15 protein-coding genes are annotated in these 22,727 nt (G+C 46.8%); 6 read left to right on the top strand and 9 right to left on the bottom strand.

Features of this window, described 5'->3' with window-relative positions; translation table 11 throughout:
• The first annotated feature begins 7 nt into the window (after positions 1–7).
• Positions 8–2,398 (top strand): polyribonucleotide nucleotidyltransferase, encoded by a 2,391-nt coding sequence (gene pnp / locus RWY97_RS01490; protein ID WP_315565099.1) that lies wholly within the window; start codon positions 8–10, stop codon positions 2,396–2,398.
• Between the two features lie 127 nt (positions 2,399–2,525).
• Here the strand turns inward: pnp and RWY97_RS01485 are convergent, their stop codons facing one another.
• Positions 2,526–2,762: a hypothetical protein gene (locus RWY97_RS01485; RefSeq protein ID WP_315565110.1), complete on the bottom strand. Its 237-nt coding sequence runs from the start codon at positions 2,760–2,762 to the stop codon at positions 2,526–2,528.
• Positions 2,763–2,955: 193 nt separating this feature from the next.
• Here RWY97_RS01485 and RWY97_RS01480 point away from each other — a divergent pair, with 193 nt between their 5' ends.
• Positions 2,956–3,792, top strand: a complete 837-nt coding sequence (locus tag RWY97_RS01480; RefSeq protein ID WP_390883237.1) for a carboxylesterase family protein — start codon at positions 2,956–2,958, stop codon at positions 3,790–3,792.
• A gap of 487 nt (positions 3,793–4,279) precedes the next feature.
• On the opposite strand, the gene RWY97_RS01475 is transcribed toward RWY97_RS01480, so the two are convergent.
• The 7 genes from RWY97_RS01475 to RWY97_RS01445 all read right to left on the bottom strand — a co-directional run bounded on the left by RWY97_RS01475 (position 4,280) and on the right by RWY97_RS01445 (position 14,391).
• Entirely contained in the window at positions 4,280–6,253 is a 1,974-nt protein-coding gene (locus tag RWY97_RS01475; protein WP_315565098.1) for a 4-hydroxy-3-methylbut-2-en-1-yl diphosphate synthase, read from the bottom strand.
• A 157-nt stretch (positions 6,254–6,410) separates the two neighbouring features.
• Complete coding sequence (gene purE / locus RWY97_RS01470) at positions 6,411–6,917, bottom strand: 5-(carboxyamino)imidazole ribonucleotide mutase (RefSeq protein WP_024991452.1); 507 nt, start codon at positions 6,915–6,917, stop codon at positions 6,411–6,413.
• Between the two features lie 177 nt (positions 6,918–7,094).
• Positions 7,095–7,706, bottom strand: a complete 612-nt coding sequence (locus RWY97_RS01465) for a phosphatase PAP2 family protein (RefSeq protein WP_021584115.1) — start codon at positions 7,704–7,706, stop codon at positions 7,095–7,097.
• A gap of 1 nt (position 7,707) precedes the next feature.
• On the bottom strand, positions 7,708–9,204 hold the full coding sequence (rpoN, locus tag RWY97_RS01460) for an RNA polymerase factor sigma-54 (RefSeq protein ID WP_314078155.1): 1,497 nt from the start codon (positions 9,202–9,204) through the stop codon (positions 7,708–7,710).
• Positions 9,205–9,824: 620 nt separating this feature from the next.
• Positions 9,825–10,823 carry a glycoside hydrolase family 130 protein gene (locus tag RWY97_RS01455; RefSeq protein WP_315565095.1) on the bottom strand — a complete coding sequence of 333 codons (999 nt, stop codon included), beginning with the start codon at positions 10,821–10,823 and terminating at the stop codon, positions 9,825–9,827.
• Positions 10,824–10,833: 10 nt separating this feature from the next.
• Positions 10,834–12,114 carry an MFS transporter gene (locus RWY97_RS01450; RefSeq protein ID WP_315565093.1) on the bottom strand — a complete coding sequence of 427 codons (1,281 nt, stop codon included), beginning with the start codon at positions 12,112–12,114 and terminating at the stop codon, positions 10,834–10,836.
• Complete coding sequence (locus RWY97_RS01445; protein WP_390883240.1) at positions 12,115–14,391, bottom strand: GH92 family glycosyl hydrolase; 2,277 nt, start codon at positions 14,389–14,391, stop codon at positions 12,115–12,117.
• A gap of 557 nt (positions 14,392–14,948) precedes the next feature.
• Between RWY97_RS01445 and argS the strand changes: the two genes are divergently transcribed.
• Both argS and RWY97_RS01435 read left to right on the top strand, forming a co-directional pair.
• Positions 14,949–16,769, top strand: a complete 1,821-nt coding sequence (gene argS, locus RWY97_RS01440) for an arginine--tRNA ligase (RefSeq protein WP_315565090.1) — start codon at positions 14,949–14,951, stop codon at positions 16,767–16,769.
• Between the two features lie 36 nt (positions 16,770–16,805).
• Complete coding sequence (locus RWY97_RS01435; RefSeq protein WP_025065007.1) at positions 16,806–17,267, top strand: RNase H family protein; 462 nt, start codon at positions 16,806–16,808, stop codon at positions 17,265–17,267.
• A gap of 2 nt (positions 17,268–17,269) precedes the next feature.
• Here the strand turns inward: RWY97_RS01435 and ribD are convergent, their stop codons facing one another.
• Complete coding sequence (gene ribD, locus RWY97_RS01430; protein WP_315565088.1) at positions 17,270–18,268, bottom strand: bifunctional diaminohydroxyphosphoribosylaminopyrimidine deaminase/5-amino-6-(5-phosphoribosylamino)uracil reductase RibD; 999 nt, start codon at positions 18,266–18,268, stop codon at positions 17,270–17,272.
• A gap of 326 nt (positions 18,269–18,594) precedes the next feature.
• Here ribD and RWY97_RS01425 point away from each other — a divergent pair, with 326 nt between their 5' ends.
• Both RWY97_RS01425 and leuS read left to right on the top strand, forming a co-directional pair.
• Positions 18,595–19,119, top strand: a complete 525-nt coding sequence (locus RWY97_RS01425) for a hypothetical protein (RefSeq protein WP_315565086.1) — start codon at positions 18,595–18,597, stop codon at positions 19,117–19,119.
• A gap of 725 nt (positions 19,120–19,844) precedes the next feature.
• Complete coding sequence (gene leuS, locus RWY97_RS01420; RefSeq protein WP_315565084.1) at positions 19,845–22,727, top strand: leucine--tRNA ligase; 2,883 nt, start codon at positions 19,845–19,847, stop codon at positions 22,725–22,727.

Raw genomic sequence — 22,727 nt, 5'->3', positions numbered from 1 at the left:
TTTTTAGATGAACGTAATTACGAAAACAGTTCAATTGCCTGATGGCAGAACTATCAGCATTGAGACCGGGAAAGTTGCAAAACAGACCGACGGTTCAGTTGTCCTGAGAATGGGAAACACCGTACTGCTCGCAACTGTTTGTGCAGCAAAGGATGCAGTTCCCGGCACAGACTTTATGCCTTTGCAGGTTGATTACCGCGAGCAATACGCCGCAGCAGGACGTTTCCCTGGCGGATTCACCAAGCGCGAAGGCAAAGCCGGCGACAACGAGATATTGACTTCTCGGCTGGTTGACCGCGTTTTGCGGCCGCTTTTCCCATCAAACTACCACGCAGAAGTATTTGTCAACGTGATGCTTTTATCGGCCGACGGTGTCGATCAACCTGATGCCCTTGCGGGTTTCGCTGCTTCCGCCGCGATGGCCGTATCAGATATACCTTTTGAATGTCCTATTTCCGAAGTTCGTGTAGCTCGTATCAACGGCGAGTATGTCATCAATCCTACTTTCGAACAGATGGAAGATGCGGATATGGATATTATGGTTGGTGCTTCGGCCGAGAATATTATGATGGTCGAAGGAGAGATGAAAGAAGTTTCGGAGCAAGATATGATCGGTGCTTTGAAAGCCGCAATGGCTGCTATCAAGCCGATGTGCGAATTGCAAACAGCTCTTTCCAAGGAGTTAGGTAAGGACATTAAGCGGACGTATGATCACGAGATCAACGACGAAGAACTGCGCAAACAGATTACCGATGAGCTCTATCAGCCCGTTTACGACATAACGAAACAGGCGTTGCCTAAACAAGAACGGCACGACGCCTTTGATAAAATCATTGCCGATTTTCTTGAAAAGTACGACACAACACATACGGACCTCTCTGCCGATGACCTTGAAGAGAAGCACGCTGAGGCTGCGCGCTATTATGATGACGTGCTGCGCGATGCGATGCGGAGATGTATTCTTGACGAGGACAAGCGTCTCGATGGTCGCAAAACGGATGAGATCCGTCCTATCTGGTGCGAAGTTAGTCCGCTTCCAATGCCTCACGGCAGTGCGATTTTCACTCGCGGAGAGACACAGAGCCTCTCGACGTGTACGCTCGGAACCAAACTTGATGAGAAACTGATTGACGATGTGCTCGACAAAAGCTATCAGCGGTTTCTGCTCCACTATAACTTCCCACCCTTCTGCACAGGAGAGGCTAAGGCACAACGCGGTGTCGGACGTCGCGAAATCGGTCATGGACACTTAGCTTGGCGCGGTTTGAAAGGCCAGATTCCCGCAGAATTTCCTTATACGGTGCGTTTGGTAAGTCAGATTTTAGAAAGTAACGGCTCGTCGTCAATGGCTACCGTTTGTGCGGGTACATTGGCTTTGATGGATGCCGGTGTACCAATGAAGAAGCCGGTAAGCGGTATTGCGATGGGACTTATCAAGAATTCGGGCGAAGACAAATATGCAATCCTGAGCGATATATTGGGTGATGAGGATCACTTAGGCGATATGGACTTCAAGACAACGGGTACAAAAGACGGTCTAACAGCTACGCAAATGGACATCAAATGCGACGGATTGAGTTTTGAAATCATTGAAGAAGCATTGATGCAAGCCAAAGCTGGCCGTGAGCATATCCTCGGGAAGCTGACTGAAACGATTGCAGAACCACGCGCAGAGCTCAAACCTCAGGTGCCGAGAATTGAACAATTCGATATTCCCAAAGAGTTTATCGGTGCCGTGATCGGCCCCGGCGGAAAGATTATTCAGCAGATGCAGGAAGAAACCGGAGCCACAATCACCATCGATGAAGTGGACGGCAAGGGTACCGTTCAGGTCAGTGCACCCAACAAGGAGAGCATAGACGCTGCCATTGCCAAGATTAAATCCATCGTGGCCATCCCCGAAGTAGGAGAAGTTTACGATGGAACCGTACGCTCGATAATGCCTTACGGCTGTTTCGTTGAGATTATGCCGGGCAAGGACGGACTGCTTCACATCTCCGAAATAGATTGGAAACGTCTCGAAAGCGTAGAAGAAGCCGGTATCAAAGAGGGTGACAAGATTCAGGTGAAACTGCTTGATATCGATCCGAAGACAGGTAAATACAAACTCTCTCACCGTGTGTTGATGCCCAAACCGGAAGGATATGTCGAGCGCGAACGTCGCCCTCGGCGTGAATCGGGCGACAGAGGAGACCGCCGCCAGGGTGGAAACGACCGCCAATCACGCCGTGAACACAGCGACCATAACGATCGGCGCTCATTCAATAACGACCGTCAGCCACGCCGTTTCGAGCATCGTGAGGATCGCGAAGACCGCGAATTTCACGACCCGATGACAGAACGCGAACCGCGAGACTTCAACGATAGCTTAGACCATAACAACGAGTTCGACCTTTAAGTCTCACAAATAAAACTGCAAATACCCGCATTCCGAAAAGGATGCGGGTATTTTTATTCTTTTATCTGATACCTAAATAGAAAATTATTTATCGTTTATTCCCAACCATAAATTATTACTTCCGACCCTAATGCTGTTCATCATTCCGGTTTGCGACTGTTGTTCGATAAAGTTGTCGTAGTGTTTGGCCAGGCATATCCATTGACTTGGCTGCCCCCCGAGGAGCATTCATCACGAGATTAAGGACTCCTACGGCTCCTTCTACATCGTATTTCGCCTCCGGATTGGTAATGACCTCAATGCTTTTAACCACGCTTGCGGGCATCAACTTGAATATCCGGGAGAGCAGAAGAGCTATATTCATCGCTTCATAATCTCGGTTATTAGACAATAGTTAACTGCAATTCGTTGCAAATGATAAAGAAAAATCCGAATGCGTTGATGATTTTTCGGCGAGAATTCTGCTGTTGTGCATCGCGTTAATAATCATCAAATCCCACTCCGTTCACGTTGATTTTTCGTATATTTGTACCGAAGAGACCAATCAAAAGACATTGATGAAGACCTTATCCATTAAACGAATGCTCGCGGTCTGTACACTGTTGCTGATGCTGACAACCGCTCATGCACAATATGATTTTATTCGACCGGTGAAAGACTCTATCCCCGGCGGCTATAACTTTTGGATTTATACACCCCTGGACTATTATTACTCATTAGAGCGTACACCCGTAATTATCTTCCTGCACGGGCAAAGTCTTTGTGGGCGCGACCTCAATCGAGTGCGCCGTTACGGCCCTTTGGACGCCATCGTACGTGGTCGTGAGATCGAGGCTTTGGTCTTAGTGCCGCAGAATCCGGGCGGAGCGTGGAACCCGAAGAAAATCAATGATGTGCTCGAATGGGCCAAACGCCACTACGCAATGGACTCAACACGGGTCTATGTCGTAGGGATGAGCCTCGGCGGTTACGGCACAATGGACTTCGCCGGAACCTATCCCGACAAGGTGGCGGCAGCTATGGCGCTGTGCGGAGGATGCACGTTGAAGGACAAAGAGGGGTTGGGCCGACTGCCGTTGTGGATTATTCACGGTACGGCAGACCGCGCCGTACCTATCCGCCAATCGCAAACGGTGGTGGAAGAACTGCAACGCAAGCATTTAGACAGCCGCTTACGGTTCGACTGGTTGCCCCGAGCGTCACACGGTGCACTTGCGCGCATCCTTTATATGAAGAAGACTTACGATTGGCTTTTCACCCATTCGCTCCGCGATTGGAAACGACCTGTAAATCGAAAGACGGACATTGACCGGTCTGATCTTTCTTCTGCATACAACGATATGAATCCCAATGCGCCCGATCCGGAAGTTGTTCACGATCAAACAATTAAGTAAATGGACAAGGGAATGAGTTAACAAGGAGACGAGTTGACAAATAAACAAGGGGATGAAGAGGCTTATCCACTCGTTCATTGGTTAACTTTTCAACTCGTTGACTTATATAATGATATGAAAAAACAGGACAAAAAGACACCTGTTCAGCCGTATAATCCAGCACGGGAAAACACCGTTTTAAGGACGAAAAACAGTACTTTGTTCAACGTTCAACTGATTTTCAGAAACGATTAACGGCAAATCGAGCACCTGAAAACAGTCAATGAGACTGTAAAAAACAGTTTTTCACACACTCATTAAGGGCTTTTTACACACATTTTAAACAAGAACCAATTGTCAGTTTAATATAGTTGCCTGACAATTAATAAGTTATCAAAAGTCTGTTTTTCGCGTATTTTCACCCCGCTGACAGTCCGATAGAAAATAACGGAGTATCATCGGGGCTATTTGATAAAGTTTCTTGACAAAAAAATAAGAAGAAATGCCCTTACTCTTCCTTGCGTTTATCGGCATTGATAAGTGCCAACAGATGTTCCACAGCATCCTTTTCGGGGATGTTATGTTCAACACACATCTGCCCACGATATAACGAAACCTTGCCGGGACCGGCTCCGACGTAACCATAATCGGCATCGGCCATCTCACCGGGACCGTTGACAATACAGCCCATAATGCCTATTTTAAGACCTTTCATACCCTCGGTGGCCTTCCTGATACGGGCTATTGTGGTACGCAAGTCATATAACGTACGGCCGCATCCAGGGCAACTGATATACTCGGTCTTGCTCGTTCGCAGGCGGGCAGCCTGTAAAATACCGAATGCCGTAGCGTCGATCTCGTGCCGAGGAATATCTCCGTCGTTCATCAGCCACACCCCGTCAGTGAGTCCGTCAATCATTAACGCCCCCATATCAGCGGCCGCTTCGAGTTGAAAATCGCCTTTCTCGGCCGTCGAATGGCGATACATCTGTGCAAAAACAACAGGATTGGTAATGCCGTTTTGCATCAATTCGTGTACCAAAGCACGCTGTTCGCCCAAGCGATTCTTATGGTTACTCATACAGATTACAACCACTTCGGGATGGTGCCGCAGGCAAGCCAGATACTCATCACTGGTTGCTCCGAACTGCAACACAAGAAATTTGAGAGGCGAATCGATCAGACTGATAAACGGAATGGCATTGTGCGGAAAGATGGGGAAGAGCCTTTCCCGCAACGGAAGAAGCTGCTCTCCCGCTCCCTCTACCGTAGGAAAGGGAGTGTTTTTTATCAACTGGGGATAGACATTGTAGTCAACGATATACCGTTGAGACGGATCGAGACGCCCGGGAAGCTCTTGACCGACGTAGATATAGTCGGGATTGAGTTCTTTTTTACCGCCGTTCACGATCAACTCGACCTCTCTTTCCCTCTCATTAGCGGTCTTCCCGCCTTTGGGAGAGGCGGAGCTCCCCCCTCGTTGCGTACTGATCACCACAGGAACATTCGTTCCACCGATTCCGTTTACAGGTTTCGTCTTCCGCCGTTGAGGCCTAAGATAATCGAAACTGTCGGCCTGTTGGCCCGGCACCAATAGATGATCAGACTTTTGTTTTATGATATACTCAGCCAGATGACGGGCTACGGGAATTTCGTCTTCGGGCTCTTCGCTGAGCGAAACGCGGATGGTATCGCCGATTCCGTCGGCTAACAGTGCTCCGATTCCTACCGCACTCTTAATCCGTCCGTCCTCACCCTCACCGGCTTCAGTCACTCCCAAGTGAAGCGGATAGTGCATATCTTCGCGCTCCATTGCGTCGACGAGCAAGCGCATAGACCTGACCATCACCACGGTATTGGATGACTTGATGGAGATTACCACATCTTTGAAATGCTCGTTCTTGCAGATTCGCAGAAACTCCAAGCAACTTTCGACGATTCCTTCGGGCGTATCGCCGTAACGATTACGTATTCGATCCGAGAGCGAACCGTGATTAACACCGATCCGAATGGCTGTATGCTGCTCCTTACAGATGTTGAGAAAAGGTATGAATCGGGCTTCAATCTTCTTCAACTCCTGTGCATACTCCTCATCGGTATAAGTCAATTGCTTGAAAGTACGGGCCGGATCTACGTAGTTTCCTGGATTAATACGCACCTTTTCAGCGTAAAGCGCAGCCACGTCAGCCACTTTCGGGTTGAAATGAACATCTGCAACGAGTGGCGTATCATAGCCATTGCCGCGCAATTTGGCGTTGATCGCGCGCAGATTCTCGGCTTCCCGCACGCCCTGTGTGGTCAGACGCACGAGTTCTCCACCTGCTTTAATGATTCGTTCGGCCTGTGCCACGCTGCCATCCGTATCATTCGTGTCGGTGGTTGTCATCGACTGCACTCGTATCGGATTGTCTCCGCCGATCCCCACAGCCCCCACCCGGGCTACGGATGACGCGCGACGACAGTAATTGAAAAGGTCAATCATATACTCAAAACATCGGCCTCGCCCCATCTCTCTCCAAAAGAGAGGGAGAATGTAAGCTCATTTTATTGATTTATTAGATAGAATTTGCGGTCTCATTTCCCTTCAATCATTCTCCTTCTCTTTTGGAGAGGGGCGGTGTGAGACTTGTTCCTTATTCTTAATTGGTCTTAAACTCGTACTTGACTTCGGCCAATTCTCGGTTGGCTTTCTCTATTTTGGCTCCTAAACCGGTCTTATATGCTGTCATTTTCCGGGCAATCTGCGGATCGGTCAGCGCCAAAATCTCAGCTGCAAGGATAGCAGCATTCATTGATCCGTTGACTCCCACGGTTGCAACGGGTATGCCCGGAGGCATCTGAATGATGCTGAGCATTGCGTCAAGACCATCAAGCATCCCTTTAATTGGTACGCCGATGACAGGCAAAGTAGTTGAAGCCGCAATGACACCAGGTAATGCTGCCGCCATACCTGCACCTGCAATGATCACCCGAATACCGCGATTGGCCGCCCCTTTGGCAAATGATTCTACCGCATCGGGTGTGCGATGAGCCGAGAGTGCATTGACTTCAAACGGAATTTGCATTTCATTCAGAAACTTACAAGCCTTTTCCATCACAGGCAAATCACTTGTACTACCCATAATAATACTAACTAATGGTGTCATATTCATTCTATTTTTTAATCGTGAACAGGGTTAATTGTTGACGAGTTAATGAGAAGTTCTCCTATATTTTGTACTGTTTTATCATACTGTTACTATCCTTGTCAACTCGTTTACTTATTGATTCGTCTACCCGATCAGTCCTTATCTTCTCATTAACTCGTTTACTTGCCACCTTATCTACAATATAATCCAAAACCCGCTCACGGCTCCCACGACGAAGCCTGCACATACTTGAAGCAGCGAATGCTGACGAAGGATGATGCGACTTGTACCTAACAGTCCGGCAATCAGAAACACAACGCACAGCCACCACACAGGATTGAAATCGAAAATAATGGCAAATGCCATCAGCGCTCCGGCTACTCCGCCGATCGCTGCGGTGTGAGTTGAAATCTTCCACCACACATTTATCAATGCGCAAATTACTTGAATGAGCAGTGCAGCCATCAAAATACGCGACATAAAGTGCGGAAAATGCAGCACGTTCATCAGATAATAGCAACTGAAATAACACAAAATAGAGAGAATATAAGGTACCATCCGTCGCTCCTTAGCACCCAGTTCGATGAGCGTCCAACCCTGATAGCGACGGTAAACATGTATCAACACTGTGGGCAACAGTATCGTAAAGACATATACCAAGGCAAGAACCAACAGCTTATAACGCCACGGCATCATCGCCATATAGCTGAAAGTAAACAGCGCTATGAGCCCGACCAGCGGTAGGTAAAACGGAGTGAAGACTATACTCATCACTCGTGCAGTCAGAATAATATCCTTTTCTTTCATCTTATTGCTTGCGTAAGCGGGCCACAGGGATGCCTAACTGCTCACGATATTTAGCCACTGTACGCCTCGCTATGGGATAACCCTGCTCGGCCAAAGCGTCTTTGATAAGGTCATCGCTCATCGGTCGTTGTTTGTTTTCACGCTCGACGAGCGTACGAAGGGCGATTTTGATCTTACGAGTCGACATTTCCTCGCCGTCATCGGTAGTATAACCGTCGCTGAAAAAGAATCGCAGCGGGAACGTTCCCCACTTAGTCTGCGCGTACTTCACATTGCTTACGCGCGAGATTGTCGATATATCGAGTCCCGTTCGGTCTGCAATGTCTTTGAGAATCATCGGTTTCAGATCGGCTTCATCACCTTCTTGGAAGAATCGAAGCTGCCAATCGATGATCGCTTTCATCGTTACTTGCAACGTACGACGTCGTTGTTTGACCGCGTCTATAAAGCTCTGAGCCCGCTCTACTTTCTCCTTCGCATAGAGCAGAGCCGCCTTTTGTTCTCGATTCAGCCCCTCCTTATTATTCTTATAGGTATCGATCATCTCGCTGAAAGTCGGTGAAACTTTCAAATCGGGTATCGTTCCGCGATTGAGTGAGAATGAAACCGACCCGTCGTCATTTGTATCAACGACGAAATCGGGCGTTATTTGCTGGATGTTTCGCCCTTCGGTCTCGCCGAGTGAGGCTCCGGGCTTCGGATTCAGACGCCTGATCTCATTTTGAACGGCCGCTACCTGCGATTCGGTAAGCCTCAACTGTGCCTGTATTTTATCCCAATGTTTCTTGGTAAAGGCATCAAAACATTCTGCAATTACGCGTCGTGTCAAATCGCGGACAGTACTTGCCGGACGGCGATCGATCTGCAACAGCAAGCACTCTTGCAAATTTCTGGCACCTATTCCGGCCGGATCGAACGACTGCAAAATATGCAACACGTCTTCCACTTCACGCTGCACAACATCCAAACCGTGATAAATAGCCAATTCATCGCAAATCGAATCCAAGTCCTTTCGCAGCAATCCGTCAGCGTCAAGCGACCCGATGAGATATTCCATCACATCTTGTTGCTGTGCGGTTAATTCCACTTCGCCCATCTGTTCTTTCAATTTATCATAGAAAGAAGTAATGTCTCCGTAGACAATCTCTTCGTAATCAGCATTCGGATCATTGTAAGACGCTGGCGACTGAGGCATTTCGTCATCCCGACCGATACCCTGCAAAGCATCATCCAAGGCCGACTCGCGTTCTTCGCGTTCCGTTTTTTCGTCGAAACTCTCGTCTTCGCGCACCTCGTCTTGCTCCTCGCGGGTATCGCTCAGAGCATCATCGGGCTCACTGCTCTCCATTGCCGGGTTGTCATCGAGCTCTGCATTGACGCTCTCTTCAAGTTCGGTGAGCGGCATTTCGAGCAATCTCACCTGCAACATCTGCTGTTGTGAGAGCCTCTGTTGCTGTGAAAGCTTTTGCATTTGCGTCTGTACCAGTCTCTGCGCCATAATGATTCGTAACGTCGTTGTTTGTTGCTTGCAAAGTTAGTGCAAATCAAAGAGACTGCAAAACAAAAGATATGATTTTTCAATTCGATGAAAAACAGGTTGCAACCCGCTGTCTTTTGTCGTACAACTAAGCGTTAATCGTGGAGTAAAGAGGGAGAAGTAGCGGTGCCAATACTTTGTGGTGTCAAGCCATTCCGTGCACATCCGCTATGCGAATGACCATTTGGCATATTTTGAATTGTATGGTAATGGGTGATAATTGATGTGAAATGAGAATAGAACAATGATTGAAATTTCGGGTTATCGATCACTTGCGGAATTTTAATTTATATGTTATTGATTTTCAATTAAATACATTCCCCGTTCTAATTAACGGTTAATCGTATGATAACTAACGGTTAAACGCAGTGCGATTAACCGTTAATCATCGTGCGTTTAATGGTTAGTTGTAGTGCGATCAGATGCTTTTCGCAACGCTGTAAGAAAATAAAGGTATGCCCGCAACAGGTTGTCGGCAAGCATACCTTTATTGAATGTGAGGGAAAGAGGATGTCTTAGACGATTCTGCTTTTCCCTACTTAAAATGATGAATTATGTTTTCTGTATAAGGAATTAAGCCTTTATATGATGCTGGTCTTCCTTGTAAACTCGATGATTTCGGGTATATAACCGAATGCTAAGCCTGTAACCGTGTCGGCACAACCATAATATACGGCCACGCGACCGGTCTCGGGGTCGTGTAATTCGGCGCAAGGGAAACAGACATTAGGTACATCTCCCATACATTCATACGGTTTTTGGGGACTTATTAAATAAGGTCCCGACCGGTAAATAGGCTTCCACGGCTGTTCCAAATCAAGCAAAGCCGATCCGAAACTATATACATATCCGTTGCAAGAACGCAACACACCGTGATAGAACAGCAGCCAACCCTCGGACGTTTCGATAGGAATCGGCCCTGCACCAATCTTCATACACTGCCACGCACTTTGTTCAAAGGCAGCCGGGGACATCACGTGTCGATGGCGTCCCCAATACTCTAAGTCGGGCGATTGACTGTAAAAGATATCTCCGAAAGGCGTATGTCCGGTGTCGCTGGGGCGTGAAAGCATTGCAAAATGCCCATTAATCTTCCGCGGGAAGAGTACTCCATTGCGGTTGTAAGGCAAGAATGCGTTCTCAACTTGATGGAAAGTCTTGAAGTCGAACGTGTAAGCCACGCCTATGGTAGGGCCGAAATAACCATTACACCACGTTACATAGTAGCGATCTTCAATGAAACAGACCCGCGGATCATAGCCATAGATCCACTGACCGACTTCCGGATCATCGCATTCAAAGCGTAAAGGGGTTTCGTTGATGCGCCAATTCACACCATCATCACTAAATCCTGCGTGCAGCACCATCCGTCGGTTGGTGTCGTCGCAACGGAAAACGCCGGCATAACCGGTACCGAACGGCACGACGGCACTGTTGAAAATACTGTTGGATGTAGGTAAAAGATCCCGTGGAATAATAGGATTGGCACTGCAACGCCACATCACCGCGTTGCTGTCTGACGGCCGATCTTCCCACGGCATTTGCGGAAGCGGCTGACCTTGAATTGTTAGATGATTCATTATAAATGATTTATTGTTTGTTATTCTCGTCGTAAGTGAAAGGTACGAACCACGTGATGAGGAGGGCGGGAATGGTGCAGAAGAGCACGAATACAAAGAAATGGCGATAGCCCAAAGCGTCGCTCACCGCGCCGCTGAGCATTCCCGGCAGCATAACTCCAAGGTTCATAATGCCCGAAGCAAATGCATAGTGAGACATCTGATGCTTTCCCGGCGCGATTTGCTGCATCATAAAGAGCGTCAAACCTACGAAACCGAATCCGTAACCGAAGTATTCGAGGACGATTCCGCTGCCTATCAACCACAGACTTTGCGGCTGGTAAAAAGCCAGAAGGGTGTAAGCCACGAAAGGTAAGTTGAATACCAAGGCCAATGAAAACAGCGATTTGCGCAGTCCGCGATGTGCAATGTAATAGCCGGCAAGTATCGATCCGATGACAAAAGCAGCCGCTCCGAACGTTCCGTAACACAAACCTATCTCCCGTTCGCCCAAACCAAGCCCCTGATCTGCCCTCGGTGCTTTAAGAAATAGCGGCACAATCTTCATTACGAAGCCCTCGGCAAAGCGATAAAGAATGATGAAAAAGAGGTAATAGACAATGTGTTTCTTCTGGAAAAAATCCACAAACACAGTCCAAAGTTCATATAATGACTCTTTCAGCGACCTGTTTTCGGCCAGCTGTTTACCTCCGCCCGGCAGGATAAAGAAGTGATAACAGCCCAAAACGAGCATTATAATACCGATAATCAGCATTATGATCGTCCACGAATTAACCACGCCGAAGCGATCAATAAACACTCCGGCAAGATATACCAAGCCGCCCGTAGCTACGATCTTTGCGATATTATAAAAGGCGCCTTGCCATCCGATCCACTTCGATTGCTCATCAGTAGTGAGCGCAGACATATATGTTCCGTCGGCAGCAATGTCGTGTGTAGCCCCACTCAAAGCGATAACTGCAAGGATGCCGACCGTGATCGGGAAGAATGAAGGCAAATGAAGAGAGAATGCCAACAATGCAAACATCACACCGGTGAGCATCTGTGTAAGGACGACAAAGAACTTTTTGGTACGGTACATTTCCAAAAACGGACTCCAAAGGGGCTTCAACGTCCACGGAAACATAATGAGTCCCGTCCAGAATGTTATCTCGGTGTCGGATACATTAAAGCCTTTGTACATCAGCGAGCACACCATATTAAGCACCACAAAGGGCATACCCATTGCAAAATAGAGCGTGGGCACCCACGCAATAGGGCTCACCCGACGGGTTGTTGAGAATTGTTTCATTTATCGATAGTTGTAATTTGTGAACGAATAAGGGACATCTCCTGCACCCGTTCCCCACGTTTTAACGGGCTGCGAACGCATATCGAAACTAATTATAGGGCCTTGCAACAGTTCGTCATGCGTGAAATAGGTTTTCGTATAGGACTTTCCGTCAATACTGATAGCCCCGATATAGCGACAGGAGTCGCTGTTGGCAGGAGCCGAAAGGGTGACAGTCCGCCCGTTAGTGAGATGCAACAAGGCACACCGAAACAGCGGAGCGCCGATCGCATATTGGTCAGTGGCGGGACAAACGGGATAGAATCCCAAGGCTGAAAACACGTACCAAGCCGATGTCTGACCGTTATCTTCGTCGCCGCAATAACCATCTGGCGCGGCCGAATACAGTCGGTTCATTACCTCGCGCACCCAAAACTGGGTCTTCCAGGGCTGTCCCGACCAATCATATAGATAAATCTGATGCTGAATGGGCTGGTTACCGTGGGCATAATTACCCATATTCATCACCTGCATCTCGCGTATTTCATGAATCACTTGACCGTAATAGCTGTCGTCAAAAACAGGTGGAAGGCGGAAAACTGAGTCCATCATCGCATTGAATCGAGCACGTCCACCCATCAAATCAATAAGACCTTGCGGGTCGTGAAACACCGACCACGTGTAATGCCAACTGTTACCCTCGGTGAAAGCGTCACCCCATTTCAGTGGATTGAACGGTTGTTGAAAGCGTCCATTCTTGTTTTTCCCACGCATCAGAGAGGTCTCCCGGTCAAATACTTTTCGATAATTAAGAGCCCGACGGCGGTAAACATCGATCTCACGAGCACTCTTTCCCAACGCTTTCCCTAACTGATAGATACACCAGTCATCGTAAGCGTATTCCAAAGTACGCGCTACGCTCTCGTTGATTTTCACATCATAAGGCACGAATCCAAGTCGGTTGTAATACTGAAAGCCCTGCCGACCGGTGGAAGAAACCGTGGGATGTACTGCGTTAGCACCGTGAACAACGGCCTGCCACAATGTATCGATGTTGCCGATACGCACGCCTTTGAGGTAAGCATCGGCCACAACAGAGGCCGAATTGTTGCCAACCATACAGTCGCGATGCCCCGGACTGGCCCATTCGGGCAAGAAACCACTCTCTTGATAAGCGTTAACGAGTCCCTCTTGTACACGTTTGCTCACCTCGGGATACAGCAGATTAAGCAACGGAAAGAGGCTCCTGAACGTGTCCCAGAAGCCCGTGTCGGTATACATAAGGCCTGGAAGCACCTGCCCATTATATGGACTGTAATGCCAAGGACGACCATCAGCATCGTATTCCGCCAACTGACGCGGGAATAAGAGCGACCGATAAAGGCACGAATAGAATGTGCGCAGACGGTCAACATCAGTGTCTTGCACCTCGATGCGACTCAAAACGTCGTTCCACCGACGCTTCCCTTTCTCCTTGACCGTATCGAAATCGTCGCTGCCCAACTCTTCGAGATTGCGCAAAGCCTGCTCCTCACTGATGAAAGAAGAAGCCACCCGCAGAACCACGGGAGCCCCTTTGCAAGCCGAAAAACTTACAATGGCTCCAGAGTGATGGCTTTTCGCTGTGAGAAGATCCGTCAGTCGGCGGCCATTCAATACCAAATCACAATGCGAAAAGCCGCTAATGAATTCCACAACAAAATAGTTTCGGAAATTCTTAGGCACTCCGCCACTGTTTCGGGTGGTATAACCCACAATGCGATGAGCCTCAGGTTCTACCCTGACATACGACTCTTTATCAAACGCATCGATAACGACAAAAGCGCTGTCGGTATCGGGATAAGTGATGCGAAACATCGCCGCGCGTTCCGTCGGAGCAATTTCCGTGGTCACATCATAGTCTGCCAAGTATACCTTATAATAATAAGGAGCCACCGTTTCGGCCTTATGCGAGAACCAGCTGGCCCGTTTATCCTCATCGAATACGGCTCTGCCGGTCATCGGCATCAATGAAAACTGTCCGTAATCATTAATCCACGGACTCGGCTGATGCGTCTGTTTAAATCCCCGAATCTTATGATCCGTATAGCGATATACCCATCCGTCGCCCATCTTTCCGGTCTGCGGCGTCCAGAAATTCATCCCCCACGGCATCGCAATAACGGGATAAGTGTTGCCCGCCGACAGTTCGTAAGAAGACGCCGTGCCCACAAGCGGACTCGCATAGTCTACGAAATCCGTTGCGCGGAGGCTGTATGCAGTGAGTGATAATATAAATAATAAAGCCGATTTCAACAGTATTCTCATTTCCTATATAATGGAATTTACGGGAGCAAAGATACTGAAAAAATGCTGATCCGCCAAACATCTCACCCTCATTCCGTTGTTCTTGATTGGCAAAAGAAAGCAAATTATATGCTATCGACCTACATTTTTGCATTGGTTTTACAACACTTTAATTATCAGTGAGATATACGATATATGTCAATTACACTACACTACGTTTCCGATTAACGGTTAATCATCGTGCAAAAAGCCGTTAAACGGCGTGCGTTTAACCGTTAATTGCAAGGTGATTAACCGTTAATCGGAACGAGTTATGTATTTAATTGATTATCAATAAAATACAACCGAGCAGAAATTTTACTCCCAAGCATTCTAAACTTCGCTCTTAATTCTTCTTCAGAAGATAGCTATCGCCCTTCCCTCTCCTATTCTTTCGGATAAAGTTCTGGGCCAAAACTTCTGCCTTTTTATCGTCTTTATGGAAATTTCTCGGCAGCGAATCTCCTACTCTTAACGAAAATGCGTAACTTTGCAGACTGTAAACCACATTTTATCGGATAATGAACGGTATGAAAATCGAGAATCAGATAAGCCGCGCTGTGATAGCAGCCGTGAAGGAATTATACGCACAAGAGGTGACGGAAGCAATGGTTCAGTTGCAGAAAACGAAGTCAACTTTCGAGGGAAACTACACACTTGTGGTGTTCCCTTTCCTCAAAATATCGCGTAAAAAACCCGAAGACACAGCACAGGAAATCGGCGAATACGTAGCCAAACACTGTGAGGCCGTGGCCAATTTCAATGTGGTGAAAGGCTTCCTGAATCTTGTTATCGCAGCGGAAGCGTGGATCAGTCTGCTGAATGACATCCATTCGGATGACCGTTTCGGTGAAAAGCCTGTTACGGAAGCATCTCCGCTCGTAATGGTCGAATATTCTTCGCCCAACACCAACAAGCCCTTGCACCTGGGACACGTGCGTAACAACCTTTTGGGTTGGGCCCTTTCGCAGATTATGCAGGCCAATGGCAATCGCGTAATCAAGACCAACATCGTGAACGATCGCGGTATCCACATCTGCAAATCAATGTTGGCGTGGCTGAAATGGGGCAACGGCGAGACGCCCGAAACGAGCAGAAAGAAAGGTGATCATCTGATAGGCGACTATTATGTGGCCTTTGATCAGCATTACCGTGATGAGATTTCGCAACTCAAAAAACAATTCGTTGGCGAGGGAATGACCGAAGAAGCGGCCGAAACAAAAGCCAAAGAGGAAGCGCCGCTGATGAAAGAAGCCCACGAAATGTTGGTGAAATGGGAGCAGGGTGACCCCGAAGTACGGGCTCTCTGGAAGCGGATGAACGACTGGGTTTATGCCGGTTTCGACGAGACTTACAAGGCTTTGGGCGTCGGTTTCGATAAAATCTACTACGAATCGGACACGTATCTCGTCGGGAAAGCAAAGGTAGAAGAGGGTTTAAAGCAAGGACTCTTTTTCCGAAAAGCCGACAACAGCGTCTGGGCAGACCTTACCGGCGACGGATTAGACCAAAAATTGCTTCTCCGTTCGGATGGAACGAGCGTCTATATGACGCAAGATATCGGTACGGCAGCTTTACGTTTCAAAGACTATCCGGCACTTCATAAGATGATTTATGTCGTCGGAAACGAGCAGAATTACCATTTCCAGGTACTCTCTTTGCTGTTAGACCGCTTGGGATTCGAATGGGGAAAAGACCTCGTTCACTTCTCTTACGGAATGGTGGAACTACCCAACGGCAAGATGAAAAGCCGCGAAGGCACTGTAGTTGATGCCGATGAGCTGATTGAAGAGATGATTTCCGATGCACGGAAGACGAGCGAAGAGTTAGGAAAATTTGCCGATATGAGCGATGAAGAGCGCAATAACATTGCCCGAATCGTGGGTCTCGGCGCCCTGAAATATTTCATTTTGAAAGTCGATGCACGCAAGAATATGTTGTTTAATCCCGCTGAAAGCATCGACTTCAACGGCAATACGGGTCCGTTCATTCAGTATACCTATGCCCGAATCCGTAGCATTCTGCGCAAGGCCGACGCCGAAGGGCAGTCTGTTCCGACGTCGCTTGCCGGTGATATGCCTATCAATGACAAGGAGATTGAACTCATTCAGAAGATGAACGAATATGCTTCGGTGGTGCTGCAAGCAGGTAAAGATTACAGTCCCAGCGGCATTGCGAACTACTGTTACGAGCTAACGAAAGAGTTCAATCAATTCTATCACGATTACAGTATCCTCAATGCAGAGGACGAAAAACAGAAAATAGTACGCCTGGTATTGGCAAAGAATGTAGCCAAAATCATCAAAAACGGTATGCGTTTGTTGGGAATCGAGGTTCCGGAGCGTATGTAATCCATCCCGAATTCACATTATCTACTGTACCAACAGATGCTGCACAATCCACCGGAAACCCGCCACGATACCGTGCTTCCATTGCCTTTGGAAGTCAAGGCAGCTGCTATCGCTGTGGATGCAGCCTGCTCCGGCAATCCCGGACCGATGGAATACCAGGGCATTGACTTGCAAACGGGTACGCAACTCTTTCATTTCGGTCCTGTGAAAGGCACCAACAACATCGGCGAATTTCTTGCAATTGTCCACGCACTGGCCCTTTTAGAGAAGCAGAATATCACCAATCGGGTGATTTACAGCGACTCTTACAACGCCATTTTATGGGTTAAGAAGAAGCAATGTAAAACCAAATTAAAGCGCGATTCACAAACAGAAGCGCTCTTCGCAGTCATTGCCCGCGCCGAGCAATGGCTGAAAACGCACATCGTCAAGACGCCCATCATCAAATGGGAAACAAAAAAATGGGGGGAGATTCCGGCCGACTTCGGTCGCAAATAAATTTATCTGTGCCGATAAACATCGATTATATTGGCTTCCATTAACTTACTTCCACCCTCATTCACTCGTTTACTTGCTAACTTGTCAACTTCAAAATTCGAAAAGATTTGCCGACTTTCAAGTTGTGCTTCACCCGGAATCGCAGGGGCTTTTGTACCTGTTTGCACAGTGAAAGATACTGTTTCTACTCGAATTTCATCCCATAACTCAGCCTCGATAAAACTCCGATGCGTAGCAGCACCGCCCTCTACGAGGAGCGATTGCACGCCGCGCGCATAGAGATCGGCCATCAGCTCGGACAACGAAAGCCTGTGATCAAGTACCAAACGCAATGGATTCTGCCCCCACCAATCGCGTACATCCAAGCGCGGATGCTCTCTTTCGTCGGTAATCCGGCCCACAAGGATGGCGTCGCTTTCGGCTCTCAGTTTATGAACTAACATTCGGGTGAATGGCGTTGAGAGCGCAATGGGCCGTAAGTTGTCGTCTATGAAGCCGTTGGAAGTCTGTGCCCACTTCAAGATGACATACGGACGATGTTTCGTATTGACTGTTATAAAACGTCGATTGAGCTGCAAACATTCCCTTTCCAATACTCCGACAGTCACCTCGATACCTGCTTCGCGAATGCGTTTAATACCCCTTCCCTGTACTTTTGCAAACGGATCGACACACCCGCAGACCACTCTTCGTACACCTTTCTGCACAATCAGGTCAGCACAAGGCGGCGTTTTACCATAGTGCGAGCACGGTTCGAGACTCACATAGACGGTCGATTGCGCCAGTAAAGGCTCGTCTTCGGCCCTCACTGACGCAAAAGCGTTGACTTCGGCGTGCCCTTCGCCAGGCCGAATGTGATATCCTTCGCCGATGATTCGCCCTTTATCGCTCACGATAACGGCCCCAACCATCGGATTAGGTCGAGCTGTCAGCAGTCCGTTTCGTGCCAATTGCAAACACCGACGCATATATTTCTCATCCTCTTTCACCTGATTTTCCATACCGCAAATATACGAATATCCGGATAAAAAATCAAGTAAAACAATGAGAAATATACTCCTTCACAAAACGTAAAAAGCAGAATAATGGAATTATTTAACAAGAATAATGACCAATAATATCGTAAAAAAACTATCTTTGCACTCGAATTAGAGAAAGACCAGACTATTTTTCCCTATTAAATAATGTATAAACCAAGAGCAGACGGTCGTTATTTTTATTATATTTCAGAATCCATCAAGAGATGAAAAAAAGATTATTATTCAGTTTCAGCGTATTTATTTTAAGTTATTTATCGATTTCCGCCCAGTCAGATTTTAGTAAAATAATGGGTGTTTACAATGGCAACATCTATGCAGGAGTGAATACACATCCTGAAAAAAGCGGTACAAAGAATGTCGGAGAAATAGAAGTTACAAAGAACGAATATGGAGAATTCTCACTGATTATCAAGAAAATGAAAACCGCAACAGGGCTATTTCCTGATTTCTCAATAGATAAAGTCTCGTTCAAAGACCGTGCAGACGGTTCGATTCAAATAGTACATACACCGGGAATCGTAGAAATTCCCACTGCGGGAGGCATCTTGATAAATGCCACAGGATATATAGATGCAGACAGAAGTCATATTACCAACGGTGTAATGGAACTCGGTTTCAGATTCCATATCAGAGGAAACAGTAATTATTTTCTCTATTTCAAAGGTAAAAAATCAGTGACATCAAACATCAAAGAGCCTACTGTCAACACCCGAAAAACAGATGATAAGATTTACGATTTAACCGGAAGACAAGCCAAAAATCCTAAGAAGGGCTTGTATATCATCAACGGTAAGAAACAGTATATACGATAAACCAAAATAGAACAGCCCTCTAACACGTCTTCCCCAATATAAAATAATGTGTCCATACTGCATATTTTACAGAAACAAATGATATTTATGTACCGAAAAGAAATATGCACTGAAAACATAAAGAACACTTGGTGAGAGATTGCTATAATTTCAGACAGAGGGACAAAAGAATAAAGATAAAACGGGATTTGTACGTACCTGATTTTCAGATACATACAAATCTCGTTTCAATTAACGGTTATTCGCACCGCAACTAACCGTTAAATACCTGACAACTAACGGTTACTTGCAACACGATTAACCGTTAGTTAGAATGAAGTTCGTATTCTATTGAGAATCAATATGAAATCATCCACATAGACATCATCTCTTCCTGCCGACTTCTTCAACAGCATTTTATCGGTAATTCAGCTCTTAAACACACATATATATCAGCCTTTTATCTAACGTAAAAATACAACTTATTGAGCAAATGACCGCATTCGGAATGATTTTATTACCTCAATTTAGGTCAAAGAAAGGATTAGAGAGATAAAGACTCACCACTTTTATACATTCGTTTTACATTTGACTTATCCCTTTCAATCCTCTAACTCTTTAACTTCTGATGAAAAATCGAGATTTTCGGAACAGCTCATTACTTTGTCAGAGATTTTTCGTAATTTTGCAAACTGCAGACATTGAGCCCCTATGTCTGCATCAATCGACAAATAATCACAGATAAAATGGAATATAATTTCAGCGAAATCGAAAAGAAATGGCAACAAAAATGGATTGCCGATAAAACCTATCAAGTGACTGAAAACAAAGCAAAAGAGAAATTCTATGTGCTTAATATGTTCCCGTATCCATCCGGAGCGGGCCTTCACGTGGGTCATCCGCTAGGTTATATAGCCAGTGATATCTATGCACGTTACAAGCGGTTGCAGGGTTTCAACGTATTAAATCCGATGGGATATGATGCCTATGGCCTACCCGCCGAGCAATATGCGATTCAGACCGGACAGCATCCTGCCATCACGACAGCTGCTAACATCAAGCGCTATCGTGAACAATTAGACAAGATAGGATTCTCTTTCGACTGGCAAAGAGAGGTTCGCACCTGTGAATCCAGTTATTATAAGTGGACGCAATGGGCGTTTCAGAAGATGTTCGGAAGCTATTATGACAATGCCGAAGGTAAGGCTTTACCTATTGAAAAGCTCGCGACTTATCTTTCAGAATACGGTACCCAAGGGTTGAATGTAGCTCAAAGCGAAGAATTGAAACTATCGGCGACCGAATGGAATGCGATGAACGAGCGGGAGCAACAGCAGGTTTTGATGAACTATCGCATTGCTTATTTGGGCGAAACAATGGTCAATTGGTGCGCCGAACTGGGTACAGTGCTGGCCAATGACGAGGTAGTCGATGGCCTTTCAGTGCGTGGCGGCTATCCCGTTGTTCAAAAAAAAATGCGTCAATGGTGCTTGCGCGTGTCGGCGTATGCACAAAGACTGCTCGACGGATTAGACCAAATAGACTGGACGGAATCGTTAAAGGAAACACAACGAAACTGGATCGGTCGGTCGGAAGGTGCCGAAGTGGAGTTCAAAGTGAAAGACAGCGACATATGTTTCACCATCTTTACGACACGTGCCGACACGATGTTCGGCGTCACTTTCGCTGTTTTGGCACCTGAAAGCGAGTATGTACAATCAGTAACAACGGCAGAACAACGTGCGGAAGTGAACGAATACTTGGCTCAAACGAAGAAACGTACAGAGCGAGAACGTATTTCCGACCGTCGTGTTACAGGTGTTTTCACCGGGTCCTATGCGATAAATCCTTTGACAAACAAACCGATTCCCATTTGGATCAGCGATTATGTATTGGCCGGTTACGGCACAGGCGCGATTATGGCAGTGCCTGCTCACGATTCGAGAGACTATGCTTTTGCCAAGCATTTCAATCTTCCGATCATCCCATTGATTGAAGGTGCCGATGTAAGTGAACAGAGTTATGATGCCAAAGAAGGTATTGTAATGAACAGCCCGGCCTCTCCCGACTCTTCCGAAAGAGGAGAAATGCATCCAGAAAAGGGGTTGGTTTTAAATGGATTGACCGTAAAAGAGGCAATTGCTAAAACCAAAGCGTATGTTACGGAGCATCGTTTGGGTCGCGTAAAGGTCAACTATCGTTTGCGCGACGCTATCTTTTCGCGACAACGTTATTGGGGAGAACCGTTCCCGGTGTACTATAAAGACGGAATGCCTTATATGATTCCGGAAGACAAACTACCGTTGGAATTACCCGAAATAACCGATTACAAACCTACTGCAACAGGCGAACCGCCTCTCGGAAACGCCGTAAAATGGGCGTGGGACACAGTTAATGAGACCGTTGTTGACAAGTCTTTTATAGATGAAAAGACCATATTCGCACTCGAACTCAATACAATGCCGGGCTTTGCAGGCAGTTCCGCGTATTACCTTAGATATATGGACCCGCACAATCAACACGCACTTGTGGGTCGGGAAGCCGATGAATACTGGCGGAATGTAGATCTTTACGTGGGCGGAACAGAGCACGCTACGGGTCATTTGATTTATTCCCGGTTCTGGAATAAGTTCCTTTTCGACTGCGGAGTAAGCTGTATGGACGAGCCATTCCATAAACTTGTCAACCAAGGAATGATTCAAGGACGATCCAATTTCGTGTATCGCATTATTTCATCAACACCTAACGAGAAACCGATTTTCGTGTCTTCGGGATTAAAAGACAAGTATGACGTAACACCGATTCACGTAGATGTAAACATCGTTCACAATGATGTGCTTGACATCGAGGCGTTCCGGAATTGGCGACCGGAATTTAAAGACGCTGAGTTTATCCTCGAAGAAGGACGCTATTTGTGCGGATGGGCCATCGAAAAGATGTCTAAATCGATGTTCAATGTGGTCAATCCCGATACCATTGTCAATCAATACGGCGCCGATACATTGCGCCTTTACGAGATGTTTTTAGGTCCGGTGGAACAGAGCAAACCGTGGGACACTAATGGAATAGACGGTTGTCATCGTTTCTTAAAGAAACTTTGGGCACTCTTCTACGATCGTTCGGGTGCCTTTCTGCCCACTGACGGCGAGCCGACGGCAGAGCAATTGAAATCTGTTCACAAGTTGATCAAGAAGGTAACGCAAGACATTGAGAACTTCTCTTACAATACATCAATCTCTGCTTTTATGATTTGTGTCAACGAATTAGCGCAAAGCAAGTGTCGCAATCGCAGTCTTTTATCCGATGTTATCGTATTGATTGCACCCTTTGCACCGCATATCGCAGAGGAGTTATGGGCTGCTCTTGGGCACACCGACAGTGTTTGCGATGCCCATTGGCCCGTTTACGATGAACAATATTTGGTAGAAAGCCAGATGCAACTTACCATTTCGTTCAACGGAAAAGCACGATTCCAAATGCAATTTGCCACTGATGTCGACGAAGAAAGCATCAAACAGGCTGTCATTAACGATGAGAAATCGCGCAAATACATAGAAGGCAATGCCGTGGTAAAGGTGATTGTCGTGCCGAAACGTATTGTAAACGTGGTGCTCAAGCCGCAAAAATAA

The organism is Hoylesella pleuritidis (assembly GCF_963541955.1).
Lineage (GTDB): Bacteria > Bacteroidota > Bacteroidia > Bacteroidales > Bacteroidaceae > Prevotella > Prevotella pleuritidis.
The sequence above is the reverse complement of the archived record's forward strand: the minus strand, read 5'-3'. Positions and strand labels throughout refer to the sequence as shown.